At 43.7% G+C, this 15,718-nt stretch carries 15 protein-coding genes; 11 read left to right on the top strand and 4 right to left on the bottom strand.

The genetic code is table 11. From position 1 onward, the window contains the following. Window positions 1-56 precede the first annotated feature (56 nt). Both R7E29_RS16845 and R7E29_RS16850 read right to left on the bottom strand, forming a co-directional pair. The gene (locus R7E29_RS16845) at window positions 57-1,019 is read right to left on the bottom strand and encodes a GGDEF domain-containing protein (RefSeq protein WP_017634922.1); all 963 of its coding nucleotides are present in this window, start codon (window positions 1,017-1,019) and stop codon (window positions 57-59) included. Beyond that, a complete protein-coding gene (locus tag R7E29_RS16850; RefSeq protein ID WP_021033872.1) occupies window positions 1,019-1,993 on the bottom strand; it encodes a response regulator in 975 nt (324 codons plus the stop codon). The genes R7E29_RS16845 and R7E29_RS16850 overlap by 1 nt, the downstream gene beginning before the upstream one ends. A gap of 224 nt (window positions 1,994-2,217) precedes the next feature. On the opposite strand from R7E29_RS16850, the gene R7E29_RS16855 reads away from it, so the two are divergent. Both R7E29_RS16855 and R7E29_RS16860 read left to right on the top strand, forming a co-directional pair. Continuing rightward, window positions 2,218-3,084 (top strand): fructosamine kinase family protein, encoded by an 867-nt coding sequence (locus tag R7E29_RS16855; RefSeq protein ID WP_005377623.1) that lies wholly within the window; start codon window positions 2,218-2,220, stop codon window positions 3,082-3,084. A 253-nt stretch (window positions 3,085-3,337) separates the two neighbouring features. Beyond that, on the top strand, window positions 3,338-3,532 hold the full coding sequence (locus tag R7E29_RS16860; RefSeq protein WP_017634925.1) for a CPXCG motif-containing cysteine-rich protein: 195 nt from the start codon (window positions 3,338-3,340) through the stop codon (window positions 3,530-3,532). A gap of 75 nt (window positions 3,533-3,607) precedes the next feature. Here R7E29_RS16860 and R7E29_RS16865 read toward each other — a convergent pair whose 3' ends face one another. Further along, window positions 3,608-4,219 carry a riboflavin synthase gene (locus R7E29_RS16865; protein ID WP_054576896.1) on the bottom strand — a complete coding sequence of 204 codons (612 nt, stop codon included), beginning with the start codon at window positions 4,217-4,219 and terminating at the stop codon, window positions 3,608-3,610. A gap of 392 nt (window positions 4,220-4,611) precedes the next feature. On the opposite strand from R7E29_RS16865, the gene R7E29_RS16870 reads away from it, so the two are divergent. Then, the gene (locus R7E29_RS16870; RefSeq protein ID WP_005377626.1) at window positions 4,612-5,982 is read left to right on the top strand and encodes an MATE family efflux transporter; all 1,371 of its coding nucleotides are present in this window, start codon (window positions 4,612-4,614) and stop codon (window positions 5,980-5,982) included. A 134-nt stretch (window positions 5,983-6,116) separates the two neighbouring features. Beyond that, a complete protein-coding gene (locus R7E29_RS16875; protein ID WP_054576897.1) occupies window positions 6,117-7,115 on the top strand; it encodes a DUF3080 domain-containing protein in 999 nt (332 codons plus the stop codon). Window positions 7,116-7,130: 15 nt separating this feature from the next. On the opposite strand, the gene R7E29_RS16880 is transcribed toward R7E29_RS16875, so the two are convergent. After that, entirely contained in the window at window positions 7,131-7,976 is an 846-nt protein-coding gene (locus R7E29_RS16880; protein ID WP_017634928.1) for a DNA ligase, read from the bottom strand. A gap of 422 nt (window positions 7,977-8,398) precedes the next feature. On the opposite strand from R7E29_RS16880, the gene R7E29_RS16885 reads away from it, so the two are divergent. The 7 genes from R7E29_RS16885 to R7E29_RS16915 all read left to right on the top strand — a co-directional run bounded on the left by R7E29_RS16885 (window position 8,399) and on the right by R7E29_RS16915 (window position 15,669). Further along, window positions 8,399-8,719: an STAS domain-containing protein gene (locus tag R7E29_RS16885; RefSeq protein ID WP_017634929.1), complete on the top strand. Its 321-nt coding sequence runs from the start codon at window positions 8,399-8,401 to the stop codon at window positions 8,717-8,719. A gap of 26 nt (window positions 8,720-8,745) precedes the next feature. Continuing rightward, on the top strand, window positions 8,746-9,612 hold the full coding sequence (locus R7E29_RS16890) for an OmpA family protein (protein ID WP_017634930.1): 867 nt from the start codon (window positions 8,746-8,748) through the stop codon (window positions 9,610-9,612). After that, complete coding sequence (locus R7E29_RS16895; protein ID WP_017820662.1) at window positions 9,609-11,711, top strand: SLBB domain-containing protein; 2,103 nt, start codon at window positions 9,609-9,611, stop codon at window positions 11,709-11,711. The genes R7E29_RS16890 and R7E29_RS16895 overlap by 4 nt, the downstream gene beginning before the upstream one ends. After that, window positions 11,711-12,397, top strand: coding sequence for an AAA family ATPase (locus R7E29_RS16900; protein ID WP_005377635.1), 687 nt, complete (start codon window positions 11,711-11,713; stop codon window positions 12,395-12,397). The genes R7E29_RS16895 and R7E29_RS16900 overlap by 1 nt, the downstream gene beginning before the upstream one ends. An 11-nt stretch (window positions 12,398-12,408) precedes the next feature. Next, window positions 12,409-12,789 carry an Hpt domain-containing protein gene (locus R7E29_RS16905; protein ID WP_154204600.1) on the top strand — a complete coding sequence of 127 codons (381 nt, stop codon included), beginning with the start codon at window positions 12,409-12,411 and terminating at the stop codon, window positions 12,787-12,789. Between the two features lie 308 nt (window positions 12,790-13,097). After that, on the top strand, window positions 13,098-14,624 hold the full coding sequence (locus tag R7E29_RS16910; RefSeq protein ID WP_065274521.1) for a sigma-54-dependent transcriptional regulator: 1,527 nt from the start codon (window positions 13,098-13,100) through the stop codon (window positions 14,622-14,624). Beyond that, window positions 14,599-15,669, top strand: a complete 1,071-nt coding sequence (locus tag R7E29_RS16915) for a glycosyltransferase family 4 protein (protein ID WP_137281981.1) — start codon at window positions 14,599-14,601, stop codon at window positions 15,667-15,669. The genes R7E29_RS16910 and R7E29_RS16915 overlap by 26 nt, the downstream gene beginning before the upstream one ends. Window positions 15,670-15,718: the final 49 nt, after the last annotated feature.

Here is a 15,718-nt window from a genome sequence, read left to right on the forward strand (position 1 = left end):
ATTGAGCTTTGCTTCACTGAATTCGGATGCAGGGTTTCTTCAAACCTTTTTATATTTCAGCCATTTTCATGCAAACAGGTTTGGTTACGACCATTTTCTTTTGCACGATACAGCGCAGCATCGGCACTCTTTAACCATTGAGTGTGAGTTTCAAAATAAGGCTTATACTCGCAAACACCAATACTTATCGTGTAATTAATCAAAAAATCTTCCACTTTCACGATCTCTTGCTCAATTCTTTTGCGCAAACGCTCTGCGAAATAGCAAGCTTGCTCCTGGTTTGTGTGAGGAAGTAGTACCGTAAACTCTTCACCACCAAAACGACCGCAGATATCACTGCTCCTTGCTGTTTTTCTCAACAATGCAGAGGTTCGACGAATGACTTCGTCCCCTGTCGGGTGACCATAAGTATCATTCACCTTCTTAAAGTGGTCGATATCGAATATTACTAATGAGCATGGTCCGTCGATAACTTTTAAGTGAGCAAACTCATCTTTCAATGATTGCTCCCAATAAGCGCGATTAAATAAACCTGTTAAACCATCTTTGCGACTGATTTCCGACAAATGTTGATTTGTTTCTTTCAAATGAATGCGATTTCTCGCAGTTTCAGAAACATCATTGACTTGAATCGCTATGTGGCTGACCTCTCCTGAGAGCCCAATTAACGGCGTGATCACGATATCTTGATACATAAAATCACTGCTGTTTGAAACCGGAGAAAAATTGTTGAACTTAAAAAGATACGGTCGGTTTTCCCAGCTAGAAAAAGAACGAGTTTCCAGATCGGCGGCAGCTTTTATCTTGGTTTCTAGCCAAGTTCTTGGCAGCTCTTCAAAATGCTCAAATAAACATTCACCAAGAATTTCTTGTGATAGAACGCCACTGTATGACTGCATAAAACTGTTCCACACACACACTTTATACTCTTGATCCAAAACAATAAGCCCTGAATCCATCGTATCGAGAATTTGTGTGACCCAATGAAAGTCTGCTATGTCCAGCGTGATATCGGACATTAGATTAGCTCCATGATTTCATAGATTATTTCTACGGATGGCTTATCAATTAAAAACAGTACCTCGCACTCGAAATCGAGCGCTTCTGCCATGTAGGTGTATTCGATAGTAAAGAGCTCGCCCAACTCGCCTTGCTCTTCACAATAAGGTGTTAAGGTATCCACAATGCCTGGCTGACGAAGTGAGAACTGCTTGTCGAGTTGATCGCCTAACGACGTGAGAAATGACGAAACCAGTAGGTTAGAGATATTCAAGATGATTTCATTATGAGGCGTAAACTCAAGGAGGTAACCTAATTTTTCCCCAATCTGATTGATATCCCTACCACGTAAGCACACCAGTGCCTCTCCGTGAATACCACCACCGACAAACCTCTGCGCTACCGCAACGGAACTGTCACGCCCAACCACATCAACCAGTGTCATATGAAGCTCGCCGTAGGACAAAGGTCCAACATGAGGAACAGGAAGTTGGATGAACTCATGTAAATGGTCGGCCATAATCGCAGCCCCTTTACCAAGGGCAATGTTCGCAATTTCACGGAATTTGGCTAGTAAGGAAAGCTCTTCGCAACCCTGGTTTTTAGAATCAACCGAATGACTAGGTTTGAACGCATAATGCAGCCCTAATTGTTCGTATAGTGGGAGCACCTGCTCTTCTGTCAGAGGCTTAGCGATAAAAGCTTGAGCACCAAGATCGAGACAGCGCTGTTTTGCCTCTTGTTGAACATCTCCAGAAATAATGACGATTTTGGTCGGGTACTGACTAACAGGTAATGATTCGAGGACCTCAAAACCATCCATTATGGGCATCGTTAAATCGAGAAACAAAATATCGATATTTTGCTCAGCAAGAATATTAAGCGCCTCATAACCATCTTGCGCTTCAATAAGATGCAATGATGTATCTTGTACGATAGAACGCGCAATAAGCTTTCTTGCAACAGCTGAGTCATCACATATCAGTATTTTCATGCCACCAATGGAACTAACGTCAAAAAAATCATAATACCTGTTGTAAACGTTCATCTCCATATGCTAAGCCAACAAATCAGAGGCTTATAAGCGATTTGATTCACATTTATACAAATTGACTACACTAAGAGGAAGGTTTCTTTACTAAGTATGCTCAACATAGCGCCAACTCCCTGCTATTTATCCTAAACTATTGGTGGTCAAATAGATTCGCGAGGTTTTGTATGTGGCAAGCAATATCGCAACAGCTTTCTGATACTTTATTGTTCGATTACCAGATCACGGAAAAAGTAAGGCTGTCTGGTGGGGATATCAGTGAAAGCTACATGATCAATGATGGCGAGCAACGTTATTTTGTGAAAATTAACGATCGCGAGTTTTTGTCGAAATTTGAGGTAGAAGCTGAAAGCCTGCATCTTTTGCGTGAAACATCCACCCTATTTGTACCTGAGGTGGTATTGGTTGGTAAAACCAAAAATGCCTCATTCCTAATTCTTAACTACCTTCCAACGAAACCATTAGAAGATGGTCCCAACAGCTTTAAATTTGGGCAGCAATTAGCTCACCTACACCAGTGGGGCGAGCAAAAAGAGTTTGGTTTTGATACCGACAACTATCTCGGTTCGACTCTACAGCCCAACAAATGGCACAAGAAATGGTGTGTATTCTTTGCTGAGCAACGCATAGGATGGCAATTACAGCTCCTTAAAGAAAAAGGCGTCACCTTGGTTGATATCGATGACTTTATCGATGTCGTAAAACAGCGGCTAGCAAACCATGCTCCGGAACCTTCTTTGTTGCATGGCGATTTATGGAATGGAAATGCGGCACTCACTGCATTCGGTCCTATCTGTTACGATCCTGCGTGCTATTGGGGGGACAGGGAGTGTGATATTGCGATGACGGAGCTTTTTGGTGGATTTCAACCAGAATTTTATCAAGGCTACGAATCGGTTATGCCACTTTCTTCAAGCTATGAAGAGCGTAAAGATATCTATAACCTTTACCATGTTCTCAACCATTGTAATTTGTTTGGCGGCCATTACTTGGAACAGGCTCAACTGGTTATTAATAAAATCATTTCTTATTAATTTGGAAGCCACTGCATATTTCAAGATGTAAAATCTCGAGGCACATCACTACAGAAGATCACCCTAAGCTCAAGGTTGAGTTTGGGGTCAAGTTTTGTACTTATTTCGACTCAATTAGCAACAACTCGACCTAATATCAAAGGAGACTTAACTTTGGATTGTGCCTATTTTCCTTGTAGGCAAAGTAAGTAAAGGGCTGTACTTCCTTGATGAATAGTGTGTTTAAAAGCCCTGCGAGATTAGGAGTTGTTGTATGAAAAATTATACCGAAAGGTATGTAAAGTGCCCGCATTGCGGACACTCTATCGGCATTACATTGGATGCAAGTAATGGTGACCAAGAGTTTTATGATGATTGCCCAGCTTGTTGCCACGCTATCCACCTAAATATGCGAGTGGATGAGTTACAAGATAAGGTCGAACTATTTATCGATGACAATTACGAATAACAGCTCGAGCATGTGAACATCAGAAATATAAAAACGCTTAAATGAAAAAGGAGCACTAGGCTCCTTTTTCTCATTCTAAAGCTGTTTTGCTGCAAGAACGCGCTCAACAGTATCAACAATTGTTTGAGTCTGAGGATCAAACTCAATATTAACACGCTCCCCTACTTGTCTCACTCCGAAAAGCGTTCGCTGCAAGGTTTCTGGAATTAGGTGTACTGAAAAACGACACGCTTCAACTTCACCAATAGTTAGCGAGCAGCCATCTAAACCAATGTAACCTTTCGCTAATACATATTTCATTGATTCTTGCGGCAGTTGGAACCAAATCGTGCGGTTATTGGGCGTATCGATGATATCGACAATATCTGCCGTCAAACTAATATGACCAGACATGCTATGTCCGCCTATTTCGTCACCAAACTTAGCCGCGCGCTCAATGTTTACGCTATCCCCTTCCACCAGCCGACCTAAATTAGTAAGAGCCAATGTCGCTTGCATTAAATCAAAACTGGTAAGGTTGCCTTCGATCTTAGTCACAGTTAGACAACATCCGTTGTGTGCAACGGATGCACCAATTTCTAACCCTTTACAAAGTTCATCGCTTAACTCGACAACGTGCGTTTGAAAGCGTTCTTTTTTATCAATTTTAACGACCTTCGCCGTACCCTGAACTATTCCTGTAAACATTTCTTTTTACCTATTGATTTAATACCAACTGTAGTCGAAGACTAAGCCCTAAACACTGCGCTACAGGTCGGAAATAAAGACCTCAGGCGATAAAGCCATGGCTTAATGAACACTGGTTTGTTCTCATGCATGCTTCAACATTACCATGATTCGCTGCTGTTCTCAGTAAAAGCGTATCCTTAGCGTGGAGAGCGTCCAGTCAGTGTTATCGACTATTCACTACCTAGCTATGGAATATAAACATACAATTGTTTATCATTTGCGCGGAGTTTCTCCGAGGCATTTTTTCACCTTATCGTGACTAAAATCAACCATCAGATCCGTTCACCACATCTTTTGCCCTCGAGTACTCTCATTCTTTCAACTTATTGTTCCGCTCTGGAGTATTTTTCGTGCATCGCTATAAAGAAGAAGCATCAAGTCTTATCAAATTGGCGACCCCGGTATTGATCGCATCTGTCGCTCAAACTGGTATGGGGTTTGTTGATACCGTAATGGCTGGCGGCGTTAGCGCCACCGACATGGCTGCGGTTTCTGTCGCTTCAAGTATTTGGCTACCATCCATTTTGTTTGGGGTGGGTTTATTAATGGCATTGGTCCCTGTTGTCGCACAGTTAAATGGCTCTGGTCGTCGAGTGAAAATCCCGTTTGAAATTCAGCAAGGCGTCGTTTTGGCATTGCTGATCAGTGTGCCGATAATTGCAGTCCTGCTTCAAACCCAGTTTATTCTCGGGCTGATGGATGTTGAAGCACTGATGGCTGAAAAAACGGTGGGATACATTCATGCCGTTATATTAGCAGTACCCGCTTTTTTACTTTTCCAAACGCTTAGAAGCTTTACGGATGGTATGTCATTGACGAAACCGGCAATGGTTATTGGCTTTATCGGTTTGCTGCTCAACATTCCTCTAAACTGGATTTTCGTGTACGGCAAGTTTGGTGCACCTGAATTAGGCGGTGTTGGCTGTGGTGTAGCAACCACGATTGTTTACTGGGTCATGTTTGCCATGCTATTGCTGTATGTGATGACATCAGAGCGATTGAAAAGCATCAACCTATTTGGAGAATGGCATCGCCCACAATGGAAAGCGCAAGTTCGTCTATTCAAGCTCGGCTTTCCTGTTGCAGCAGCGCTGTTTTTTGAAGTGACACTGTTTGCTGTTGTTGCACTGCTCGTTTCACCACTGGGTCCTATCATTGTGGCAGCGCATCAAGTCGCGATTAACTTCTCCTCGTTGGTATTTATGCTACCAATGAGTATTGGTGCAGCAGTAAGCATTCGTGTCGGCCATCGACTTGGTGAAGAAAACGTCGATGGCGCGCGCGTAGCGTCACGAGTCGGCATTATGGTTGGTCTAGCATTGTCCGTTCTCACAGCGATTTTAACCGTCTTGTCTCGTGAGTGGATCGCCGAGCTTTATACTAGCAACCCAGAGGTAATCACTCTAGCGATGCACCTGCTCGTGTTTGCCGCTGTTTATCAATGTACGGATGCGGTTCAAGTGATCGCAGCTGGTGCATTACGCGGCTATAAAGACATGCGAGCCATCTTCAACCGTACTTTTATTGCTTATTGGATTCTTGGCTTGCCAATTGGTTACGTCCTTGGCCGTACAGACTGGATTGTTGAGCCAATGGGAGCACAAGGCTTCTGGCTTGGTTTTATCATCGGCCTATCTTCTGCGGCCTTTATGTTAGGCGTCAGAATGCGTTGGATGCATCGCCAAGAGCCAGAAGTGCAATTGAACTTTTCAGTTCAATAAAAAGTAAAAAAAGCCAGCTTCCGCTGGCTTTTTTGATCGAATAATCACACGGTTGAGTATACTTATAACAAGATTACGAAGCGGTTGATTTTGCTCTCTAGACAACGGATACGAAGTTATAAAAAAGGATATTTGTGCGGTCTATTTTATTGTTCTTAATCTTGATTCTTAATGGTTGTGATAACTGGTTTAATCCAGAGAACGCCATGTTTGATAAGTATCATCAACGTGTAGCCAATGTATTGGAAGCTCCTGCTATTCCAATAGAATTACAGTCTACGGTAACGATTCCTGCGAAACGCGTTTTGTTCGAGCCATTGCCAAGGCTATCTATTGGCCTGCTAGAGAGCTATCAATTACGACAGTGCGGACTCTTCAATTTACTTGCTGAGAAAAACTCGCAACTTGGAAAGGTGCAGGATGCCTTTCATGATTTTGATTATCAAACTGCCCTTTTAAGAGTCATGCATCGATGTTTATCCGAGTTTCCACTTAGCGATGAAGAACGCGCGACATTGACAGAGCTTTACTCAACCAAGTGGCAACACTTAGACATTCATCTCGACAACTTACTACTCGTAAGTGATGCCATGCAGAAGCAACTAACTGCCTCTGATTGGCTATCTCAAGACACGACGAATGATATTGCACGCATTAACGATGTCTATCGTATTTTCAGCGAAATGTATGATTTACCCCACCGCGCGGTCTCACGTCTACCCGATGTGGAAGTTACGCAATATCAAGAAGAGTTAGAGAAATCTCGTTTACTCGGACGACTTTACTATTCAATGGTAAACACATCCCTTTGGTTAAAAGCGACAACTCAGCTACTTGAGCAGAACCAGAGCAATGTATTGTGCGGGCCGAACAGAGACACCACTCAGTTCCGCTACTTAAGAAATGTCTTTCAATCCATTTACGTTGAAGAAGTGCAACCTTATTTGGCTTATTTAGACAGTACCTATCAACAACTTAATGATGGTGCCACTTTGGTGGAGAACCGTATGCAACTCCATGGTCACCAGTATGGCATAATTGAGGCACATAGGACATTTAGGCAAGAAACCCTAAACCACGTTCAGTTTTGGCAGGGTCTCTTCAAACGATGTGGCGTAACCGTTGGCAACTAGTAAGTGCAGAGCGTTCTATTCCTTCAACCTTTCACGCAAGAATCGAGCAAAACGCGGTTTACCAGTATGTGTAAAACCGTTATATCTAAATGTAATGGTTGAACCAATTTTCGGAGGCTGGCGACGCACTTCATCGGTAAATCCGCTACCGATGTAAAACTCAATGCCATTTGGTAAGCGAACTAACATTGCTCCCATCATACCTAATAAGCGCCCTGTTCCTGGCTTATAACCCACAACTAACGCTTCATCATCTGCGTATCGTTTTAGTTTAAGCAAATCACTACCGCGTCCAGCCTGATAGCGGCTTGATACCTTCCGCAACATCACCCCTTCACCGTCGGATATTGAAATTTTATCCAACTGTGTAAACAGATGAGCTTCATTTTGAATCGCTCGGTGCTCGACATATTTGATATGAGGCTGGTCGACTTCAAGCACTAAGTCTTTGATGTTGTAATAACGCTTCCGATAATCACCAGCGGAATATGGCATATCAAAGATCATAAAGTCGATGTGTCGCCAAGCAGACTCTACAGGAGTTTTATCTAACACCGTTTGCTGAACAAGATGGAAATTACCTCTCCCAGCCCAAAGTTCACCGTCCAATGGATAATCAGGTAAAGGTCCTGTAAACCAATCTGGGGCGTAGATTCGATTACCATTTCTCGTCACGAGATGTTGCCCAGTCCAATAAGCGCGAACACCATCAAGTTTTTCGCTATACCAATATTCAGACACATCAATGCCATCCTGATAGCTTTGTGCAAGAGAAACTGGTGGTGCGAGAGAAGTATCCGCTTGAGGCTGTGAAGACGCTGCCATAACAGCCAGCGCAATTAATGTCATTTTTAATGGCATAAGAAGACCTTGTACAAAAAATCGCCTTTATTGAAACGTAAGTCCTCTCGATGACCTATTTATTACTAGTTATTCTTCGACTCATAACAATCAACATTAGTAATAATTTGCAAAGATAATCATAAACTTTATGACAGGTTTTGCATTTAGTCGTTACACGTTATTCACGTAAGGCGGATGGTTCGTCAATCGAGTTGGAATCTAATCATGACGAGATCCCCCGCTCTAATGACTTCTTTAGGTTCAACACCTCTTATAAGCAAACCATTTCTCTGTGCATTTTTGATTCTCAATTTGAGAATCAGTCCTTTCTCAAATTGAACAATATCATCAACAGCGCTTAAACTTTTGATTTTTAAATAGTTTAAAATTGGCACGTTACCTGCTCTATATCCAATTAGAAAACAAACGGAGACAGAGTCATGGAATTACGCAAACTAGAAATCAATCAAGACAAGTTAGCCATTGAGTTTTTTGGTGACTTAGACGCAAGCGGCTGTCGACAAGCACAACATCACATTGATGAAGTAATTCACAACAATCATCACAAAGAAGTCGAAATTAACCTACAGCACGTCCAATTTCTTGATTCTTCAGGGATTGGTGCCATTGTTTACTTATATAAGCGTCTAGTTGAACGTGAAAGAAGCATGAGTATTGAAAACGTATCAGGCCAACCTTTAGAAATCATGAGCTTGCTTCGTATCAACCATGCCATTCCCGTTAACTCAAAAGGACACTAAAAATACCGGTTTAAACGGAGGTTGGCATGGTAAATCTTTTACGACGATATGCAGTAAGCGGTCTTGTTGTCGGCATGTTTGGTTGTTCGTCGTTTGACTACCCAGAACACGGGAAAGGTGGCTTGGCGGAAAGCTATCAAGATATCTCGATCGAGAATTATCAGTTTTCCCCAGTAATGCCTGACGAGCCTTTAGGTCCAGAACATGGGTTAAGGTTTGATTGGCAATTGACCAAGTTACATCTAGACGCACTAATCCAAGAGGGCGCGCGCTGGTGTTTTCCTGCGGCAGTTGTTCAGGCCCTTGAAAAACAAAATAGAATTGCGCGCGAGTTAGAAGGTGGGCTTTTACTCGACGCTGCCAACGACCTTGTGATTCAGCGTCGACGCTTAAACCAGCTCGAACAACAACTCGACTACGTACTGAGCCAAACCACTTGCACACCGCCCGATGATATTGAAGCACTACGTAGCGACCTAAACATAGTCTCGGATATCTATGCACTACTTAATATCGACAACCAGTTTGCTGTCGATTCAGCAGAAATCAACCCGAAGTACATGGGACATTTGGCAGAAGCAGCCTACATTTTACGTGACCACCCCAACCTATCTCTTGTAGTAACGGGGCATGCGGATGCAACTGGAACACCCGATTACAACCAGAAACTTGCTCAAGCGCGTGCGGAACAAGTAAAGCGTTACCTAACCGTATTTGGTATCACTTCAGAGAGAGTCACTACCAAATCTGTCGGAGATAACCTGCCACTCTATGAAGGTGAAACATCCGCCGTGCGTTTAACTAATCGTCGAGTAAGCATCGAGGTTATTAGCCCTAATTCAGATAGCGATACCTCAATAAACCGCAACCCAACAGCAGGAGGCGCGCTATGAACACGATGAAACCATTTATCCTCTTAATGTTGTTGTGTCTGGTCGCGTGGGTACCTTCTTCCATAGCGGATGAGAGCAATACTGTTAAGGTCGGTGATTTAATACAGATTAACTTACCTGGAGAGGCGTCGTTAAACCAAGGGTTTCAGGTTGATCGTCGTGGACGAATTAATTTACCAGAAGTCGGCCCTGTATTAGTGGCCGGCTACAATGAACAACAACTCCAAGACGTGATTATCGACAGGCTAAAGACCGTGTATCGTGACGTTAACAACGCTCGAGTTTTTATTAAACAGCAACAGTTGTTAGTGTCCGTTCAAGGCTACGTGGTCAAACCCGGTGAATATACCTTACCTTCTGGGTCCAACATTCAAATGTTTGTGTACGAAGCTGGCGGCCTGCGCGCTGGGGCTCAGCTTGATAAAATGATCGTGAAACGTGGAAATAAAAACATTGAATTTGACTACAAACGCTTCCTTGATACGGGGGACAATAGCCAGCTGCCAAAACTAGAATCACTGGATGTCTTATTTGTCCCCGCTTCCCCACTCGTAGGGAATATTGAGCAAGAGTTTGATGCAGCAAAACTCGCGAATTCAGGTGACAGCGCAGATTCCGCTCGTGCAATCAAAGTCTTTGGTGAAGTCAACGCACCTGGCTCGTTCTCATACAAGCCAAACACCACGCTAGTTGATGTCGTAATGCGAGCTGGCGGCGTGACACGATATGCCAGTGTTGAGCAAATTCGCGTGATAACAAACAATAACCCAACCATGTTTAACCTGAAAAAGTACCTTGATACTGGAGACCAAAGCCTACTGCCGGAGATCCTGCCAGGTGCCACCATCTTTGTCCCAAAACAGGAAGAAGAAATCAAAGCAGGTGCAAATGTGGTTTACGTGATGGGTGAAGTCGCCCATCCAGGGGCATACGAAGGCAAGCAAGGCGCTAGCTTCATGGATATCCTCGCCAACGCTGGCGGGCCCACTCGCTACGCAGAATCTCGCCAAATTCGCGTTATAAAAGCCGATGGCAAAGTCATCAAATTCGATCTTACCGCGCATACAGAAGGACTATCTTCAGCCAGACCACCAAATGTTGGACCAGGAGACGCGATTTTCGTGCCGGAGAAAACCGATTTCAATGAGAAGTCTTGGTTAAAAGTAGCACCTAGTCGAGCGGTCGCAGTGATGGGAGAAGTTGTTCGCCCTGGACGCATCGAGTGGTCAGACGAAATGGATTTGATTGATCTGCTTGCACACGTTGGAGGCCCAACTCGACGAGCTGATACCACCAAAATTGAAGTCGCCAATAACGGTCAAATGACACAATTTGACTTAGACCAATACATTCTGGATGGCTCACCAACATCAAGCCTACCTCAAGTTTCCGCTGGTACAGTCGTAAGGGTACATGCATTGCCTGACGACCCATCCGATAATAAATCGCAATGGGTAAGCCAAAGCTCTGACGCATCGATATACGTTTTCGGGCAAATCAATGCACCTGGGCGCTATCGTTTCACTGAAGATATGCATTTTCTGGATATTTTGTCTGCCGCCGATGGACCGACAATGGATGCAGATATTCACAACATCCGTGTCACACACCGAGGCCTAGGTTATGCCAAAGTGAGTAAATTGAATTTATCGATGTACTTTGAAACAGGCGATGAATCAATTCTGCCCCACGTTCGTCCTGGTGATACCATTTACATTCCAGAAAAAAACAAAAACTGGTTAGATCGTTCAAAAGAGTCCACGGTACGCGTATTAGGTGAAGTAAGAGACCCAGGGCGATACGTATTCAATGACAACATGACTGTGCTTGATCTGTTAGCGGAAGCAGGAGGACCAACTGACAATGCCTACCTTGAAAAGATCAGTGTGGTCAATATGTCTTGCTGCCAGGGCCAAGCCCGAACATTTGATTTGGTGAACTTTAGTAAAACAGCCAACATTTATGAGCTGCCAGTCATTCGCGCAGGCGACACGATTTACATTCCCCATAAAGACGAAAGCTTTGTTGAAAAAGCGAGGGCCGGATTAAGAGATATTTTACAAATCACCACAACCATCGTGTTAATAGGAGCGTTGTAATGACTATTCCTGCAACTCACGCTGAGATTGAGCAAATTTATCTTCAGAGTGAACAGAAAGGCCACAAAACGATTTGTGTTGTGGGTTGTAAATCTGAAGATGGTGTCACTTCCGTGGCGTCATCTCTTGCAGAGCGCTTGGTTTTAGCAGGCCACAATACTTTGTATGTAGACCTTAACTTATTCAAACCCGCTTATCACACTGTTCACGAATTTGATGATGACGAGAAGGTTGGCCATTTGATCACACGAGAGAATACACACCAAACTTTAGTCGGCCTCCCTGCTCCATCTCTCGCCAGTACTCAGTTAGCGTACCGAGACCCAACAACGCTGAAACAAAACATTGCACAATGGTTAACGCAGTACGAGCGCGTCGTGATAGATACATCACCACTTCTTAGTGTCAACCGAAGCAATATTGCGCCTCAAGTGATTGCTGGCGTATGTGATGCTACTTTGTTAGTAGCGCATTATGGCTCTACGACTGCAACCCAGCTCGAGCAAGCCAAAAAGCTACTCGATGCTAGCGATGCGAACTTGATTGGTTCTGTACTGAACATGAAGCACACTCCAAGCCTGAAAGATGAGTTAATCCGCCAAGTTTCCAAGCTGCGTTTCTTACCAAAAAAGTGGAAAGAAAAACTGTCTCAGCAAATTAAAAAAAGCGAACTGTTTATGTTATAGGGAGCGCTATTATGACGATAAATAATACATTGACTATCGAGCAAGAATTAGTGGATGAGCATATTCTTCAGCAAATGATCAAAGATACGTGCGCCGAAATCATCCCTACCTTGATTGATCACTATGTCGAAGAGTCACGCGATCGCATGGAGAAAATAGAGCAAGCATTAAGCACAGAAGACCTTCAAACATTAGAGTTCGAGGTTCACACACTGGGCAGTTCTGCTCTCGCTTTAGGCAATCGAACGCTTTCAAGACAAGCAAGAATGATTGAGAAGTACTGTGTCGAAGGAAAAATACCAAAAGCATTGGAGCTTTGTGAAACACTTCCTCAACTCGCCAATGAATCGTTTGATGCGTTAGAAAAGCGAAAAGCTCAAGGGTTTGAGTAGTATCAGTGTCTTACTCCCTAGCGAAGCATCGCGTTTGATAAAGCGCGATGCCGACATCATCTCAGAAATTTAGGCTCCAAATTCAGTCCCCCTCGCCAAGCCACACACCTTGAAATTATTTGGGCATAACTTAATCAATTAAAAAGTATGGATTTTTCGCAAATTTCCTACCTTGTGCTAATACTTAAATAACGCTTTTCTCAAATTGAGAATTTTCAGCACTAGAGAGCAATAAACCACTCATAACGCCAAATAGTAGTGCTGACAAAAATCATAAAAAATGAAACAAACTACGTTGGGATGGGACTATGAGACCAAGGGTGTTACTGGTAGAGGACTCTACTTCACTAGCCATACTTTATAAGCAGTATGTGAAAGACGAACCTTATGACATTTTTCATGTCGAGACAGGTCGCGAAGCGATTCAATTTATTGAAAGAAGCAAACCTCAACTCATCATTCTCGATTTGAAACTGCCCGACATGTCTGGCGAAGACGTGCTGGATTGGATCAACCAGAATGACATTCCTACGTCCGTTATTATTGCTACGGCGCACGGCAGCGTCGACTTAGCCGTTAATCTAATTCAAAAAGGTGCGGAAGATTTCTTAGAAAAGCCCATAAACGCTGATCGCCTAAAAACGTCAGTTGCATTGCACCTTAAACGCGCCAAATTGGAAGATTTGGTGGAAAATATTCAGTCCAAGTTTGATCGCCACAACTATCACGGATTCATCGGTTCAAGCCTCCCGATGCAGGCGGTATACAAGACCATTGATGCTGTTGCGCCAACTTCTGCCAGTGTGTTTATTGTGGGAGAAAGCGGCACAGGTAAAGAAGTTTGTGCTGAAGCCGTCCACCGCCAGAGTGACCGTAAAGACAAGCCTTTTATTGCAATTAACTGTGGGGCTATTCCACGAGATTTGATGGAAAGTGAGATTTTTGGTCACGTTAAAGGGGCTTTTACTGGAGCAACAACAGATCGAAAAGGTGCGGCGACGCTGGCACATGGTGGCACGCTTTTTCTTGATGAGCTGTGTGAAATGGAACTTGAGATGCAAAAGAAGTTGCTCCGCTTTCTACAAACGGGCACTTACACCCCTCTTGGTGGCACTCGAGAAATGAAAGTGGATGTGAGAATCATTTGTGCCACTAACCGAGATCCATTAACAGAAGTAGAAGAAGGTCGTTTTCGTGAAGACTTATACTACCGTGTGCACGTTATACCTATCGATATGCCCCCATTACGTGAACGAGGAAGTGACATCGTCACGCTTGCCAAGCACTTCTTGACCACTTACGCCAAACAGGACAAAAAGAAATTCTCAACAATCGACAGTGAAGCTCAACATATCATCAAGCATTACGAATGGCCGGGTAATGTAAGGCAACTACAAAACATCATACGTAACATTGTGGTGCTTAATAACGACGAAAAAGTCACGGTGAGCCACCTACCCGCTCAACTTACTAAAAAGTCTAAAGTGACGAAAACAACGACGCCTGCGCATGTTGCTCAAGAGTCAACAAACATTGCACCAATCACACCACCACCTGTTTATACTGAGGAACTTTCACCTTCTGCGGTCGAACCGTCGATTACCGCAGCGGAGCTGCCTGGTACACCGTCCTCTGCTGCTACCTCACCGTACTTTAACGCTGATGGAACCATTCGTCCTATGTGGCAAGTAGAGCGTGAAGCAATTCAAAACGCAATCGCGTACTGTGATGGCAACGTCCTCAACGCCGCTGTCATGCTGGAGTTAAGCCCATCTACGGTTTACCGAAAAAAACAAGCGTGGGAAGCGGATGAAATTAATCTCGAACAATCTTGATAAACCTGCCATTGGTGAAATTTGGATCTTGCTTGATAGCCGTCTATTCGGCGGCATTGAAAGTCACGTTATCGAGCTAGCTCGGGGATTAATCGCCTTTGGAAACAAAGCTCGAGTTGTGCTAACCACTGAGTATTCGCCAGCCGCTCAGATTGTACAGAAGGCAAAAGAAGCCGCGATCCCTGTGAGTTACTTAAACTATTTGTCTGGCGAGCCCAATAAAGCTTTAAAAATTAAGCACCTAACAAGCGCCGTCGCCAATCACCAACCCTCAGTGGTTCACTCCCATGGTTATAAAGCGTCGATTTTGTCGCGCTGCGCCAAACTGCTCACCCGAACGTTTCCTCGTTTGATTTCAACTTATCATGCTGGTGAATCGTCCTCAGGGAAGCTATGGCTATACGATTGGCTTGATAGAAGCTCAGGCAGCCTATCTGACCATTGCTTTGCTGTCAGTCCAAGTATTCAGCGCAAAGTTTTTTGTTCTTCAGAACTGCTGAATAACTTTGTTTCGATTCCCAACAGTCAACTCAACTATCAGGAAATCGCTTTTGTCGGCCGATTGAGTCAGGAAAAAGGCGCCGATCAATTTATTGAGGTAGCGAGGGTCTGTCCAACATTACAGTTTAGTGTGTACGGTGATGGCCCAGAAAAAGAGTCGCTTAATCAAACTGCCCCTTCAAATGTGACTTTCTTCGGCCATCAAACCGATATGGAAGGTGTTTGGGAAAATATCAGCGTACTTATTATCTCTTCTCGTTATGAGGGTCTTCCAATGGCGGCGCTTGAAGCCATGTCGAGAGGCATTGCCGTGATGAGCTTACGTGTAGGTCGTCTTCCAGATATTATCCAAACGGGTAAAAATGGTTTTATCGTCGAAGACATTCCCTCTCTTGCTAAATGTCTTCATGACTGGATGTCGATTGGTGAAGCGCAACAATCACTCATTCGCCAGAATGCTCGACAAACCATCATTGATGATTTCTCAGCGCAAAGTGTGATTCCCGTATTGCTACAAAAATATCAAATTGAAACGGATCACTAATCCATATTGGTTCTCAATATGAGAATGATGAGTTCCAAACATAAATATC

The organism is Vibrio sp. Vb1729, from assembly GCF_033338655.1.
In the GTDB taxonomy this organism is placed as follows: Bacteria; Pseudomonadota; Gammaproteobacteria; order Enterobacterales; family Vibrionaceae; genus Vibrio; species Vibrio alginolyticus.

What these genes read in the sequence shown, in the direction of transcription:
- R7E29_RS16845 (WP_017634922.1), bottom strand. Translation starts at nt 1,019, where the DNA reads ATGTCCGATATCACGCTGGACATAGCAGACTTTCATTGGGTCACACAA.
- R7E29_RS16850 (WP_021033872.1), bottom strand. Translation starts at nt 1,993, where the DNA reads ATGAAAATACTGATATGTGATGACTCAGCTGTTGCAAGAAAGCTTATT.
- R7E29_RS16855 (WP_005377623.1), top strand. Translation starts at nt 2,218, where the DNA reads ATGTGGCAAGCAATATCGCAACAGCTTTCTGATACTTTATTGTTCGAT.
- R7E29_RS16860 (WP_017634925.1), top strand. Translation starts at nt 3,338, where the DNA reads ATGAAAAATTATACCGAAAGGTATGTAAAGTGCCCGCATTGCGGACAC.
- R7E29_RS16865 (WP_054576896.1), bottom strand. Translation starts at nt 4,219, where the DNA reads ATGTTTACAGGAATAGTTCAGGGTACGGCGAAGGTCGTTAAAATTGAT.
- R7E29_RS16880 (WP_017634928.1), bottom strand. Translation starts at nt 7,976, where the DNA reads ATGCCATTAAAAATGACATTAATTGCGCTGGCTGTTATGGCAGCGTCT.
- R7E29_RS16885 (WP_017634929.1), top strand. Translation starts at nt 8,399, where the DNA reads ATGGAATTACGCAAACTAGAAATCAATCAAGACAAGTTAGCCATTGAG.
- R7E29_RS16890 (WP_017634930.1), top strand. Translation starts at nt 8,746, where the DNA reads ATGGTAAATCTTTTACGACGATATGCAGTAAGCGGTCTTGTTGTCGGC.
- R7E29_RS16895 (WP_017820662.1), top strand. Translation starts at nt 9,609, where the DNA reads ATGAACACGATGAAACCATTTATCCTCTTAATGTTGTTGTGTCTGGTC.
- R7E29_RS16900 (WP_005377635.1), top strand. Translation starts at nt 11,711, where the DNA reads ATGACTATTCCTGCAACTCACGCTGAGATTGAGCAAATTTATCTTCAG.
- R7E29_RS16905 (WP_154204600.1), top strand. Translation starts at nt 12,409, where the DNA reads ATGACGATAAATAATACATTGACTATCGAGCAAGAATTAGTGGATGAG.
- R7E29_RS16910 (WP_065274521.1), top strand. Translation starts at nt 13,098, where the DNA reads ATGAGACCAAGGGTGTTACTGGTAGAGGACTCTACTTCACTAGCCATA.
- R7E29_RS16915 (WP_137281981.1), top strand. Translation starts at nt 14,599, where the DNA reads ATGAAATTAATCTCGAACAATCTTGATAAACCTGCCATTGGTGAAATT.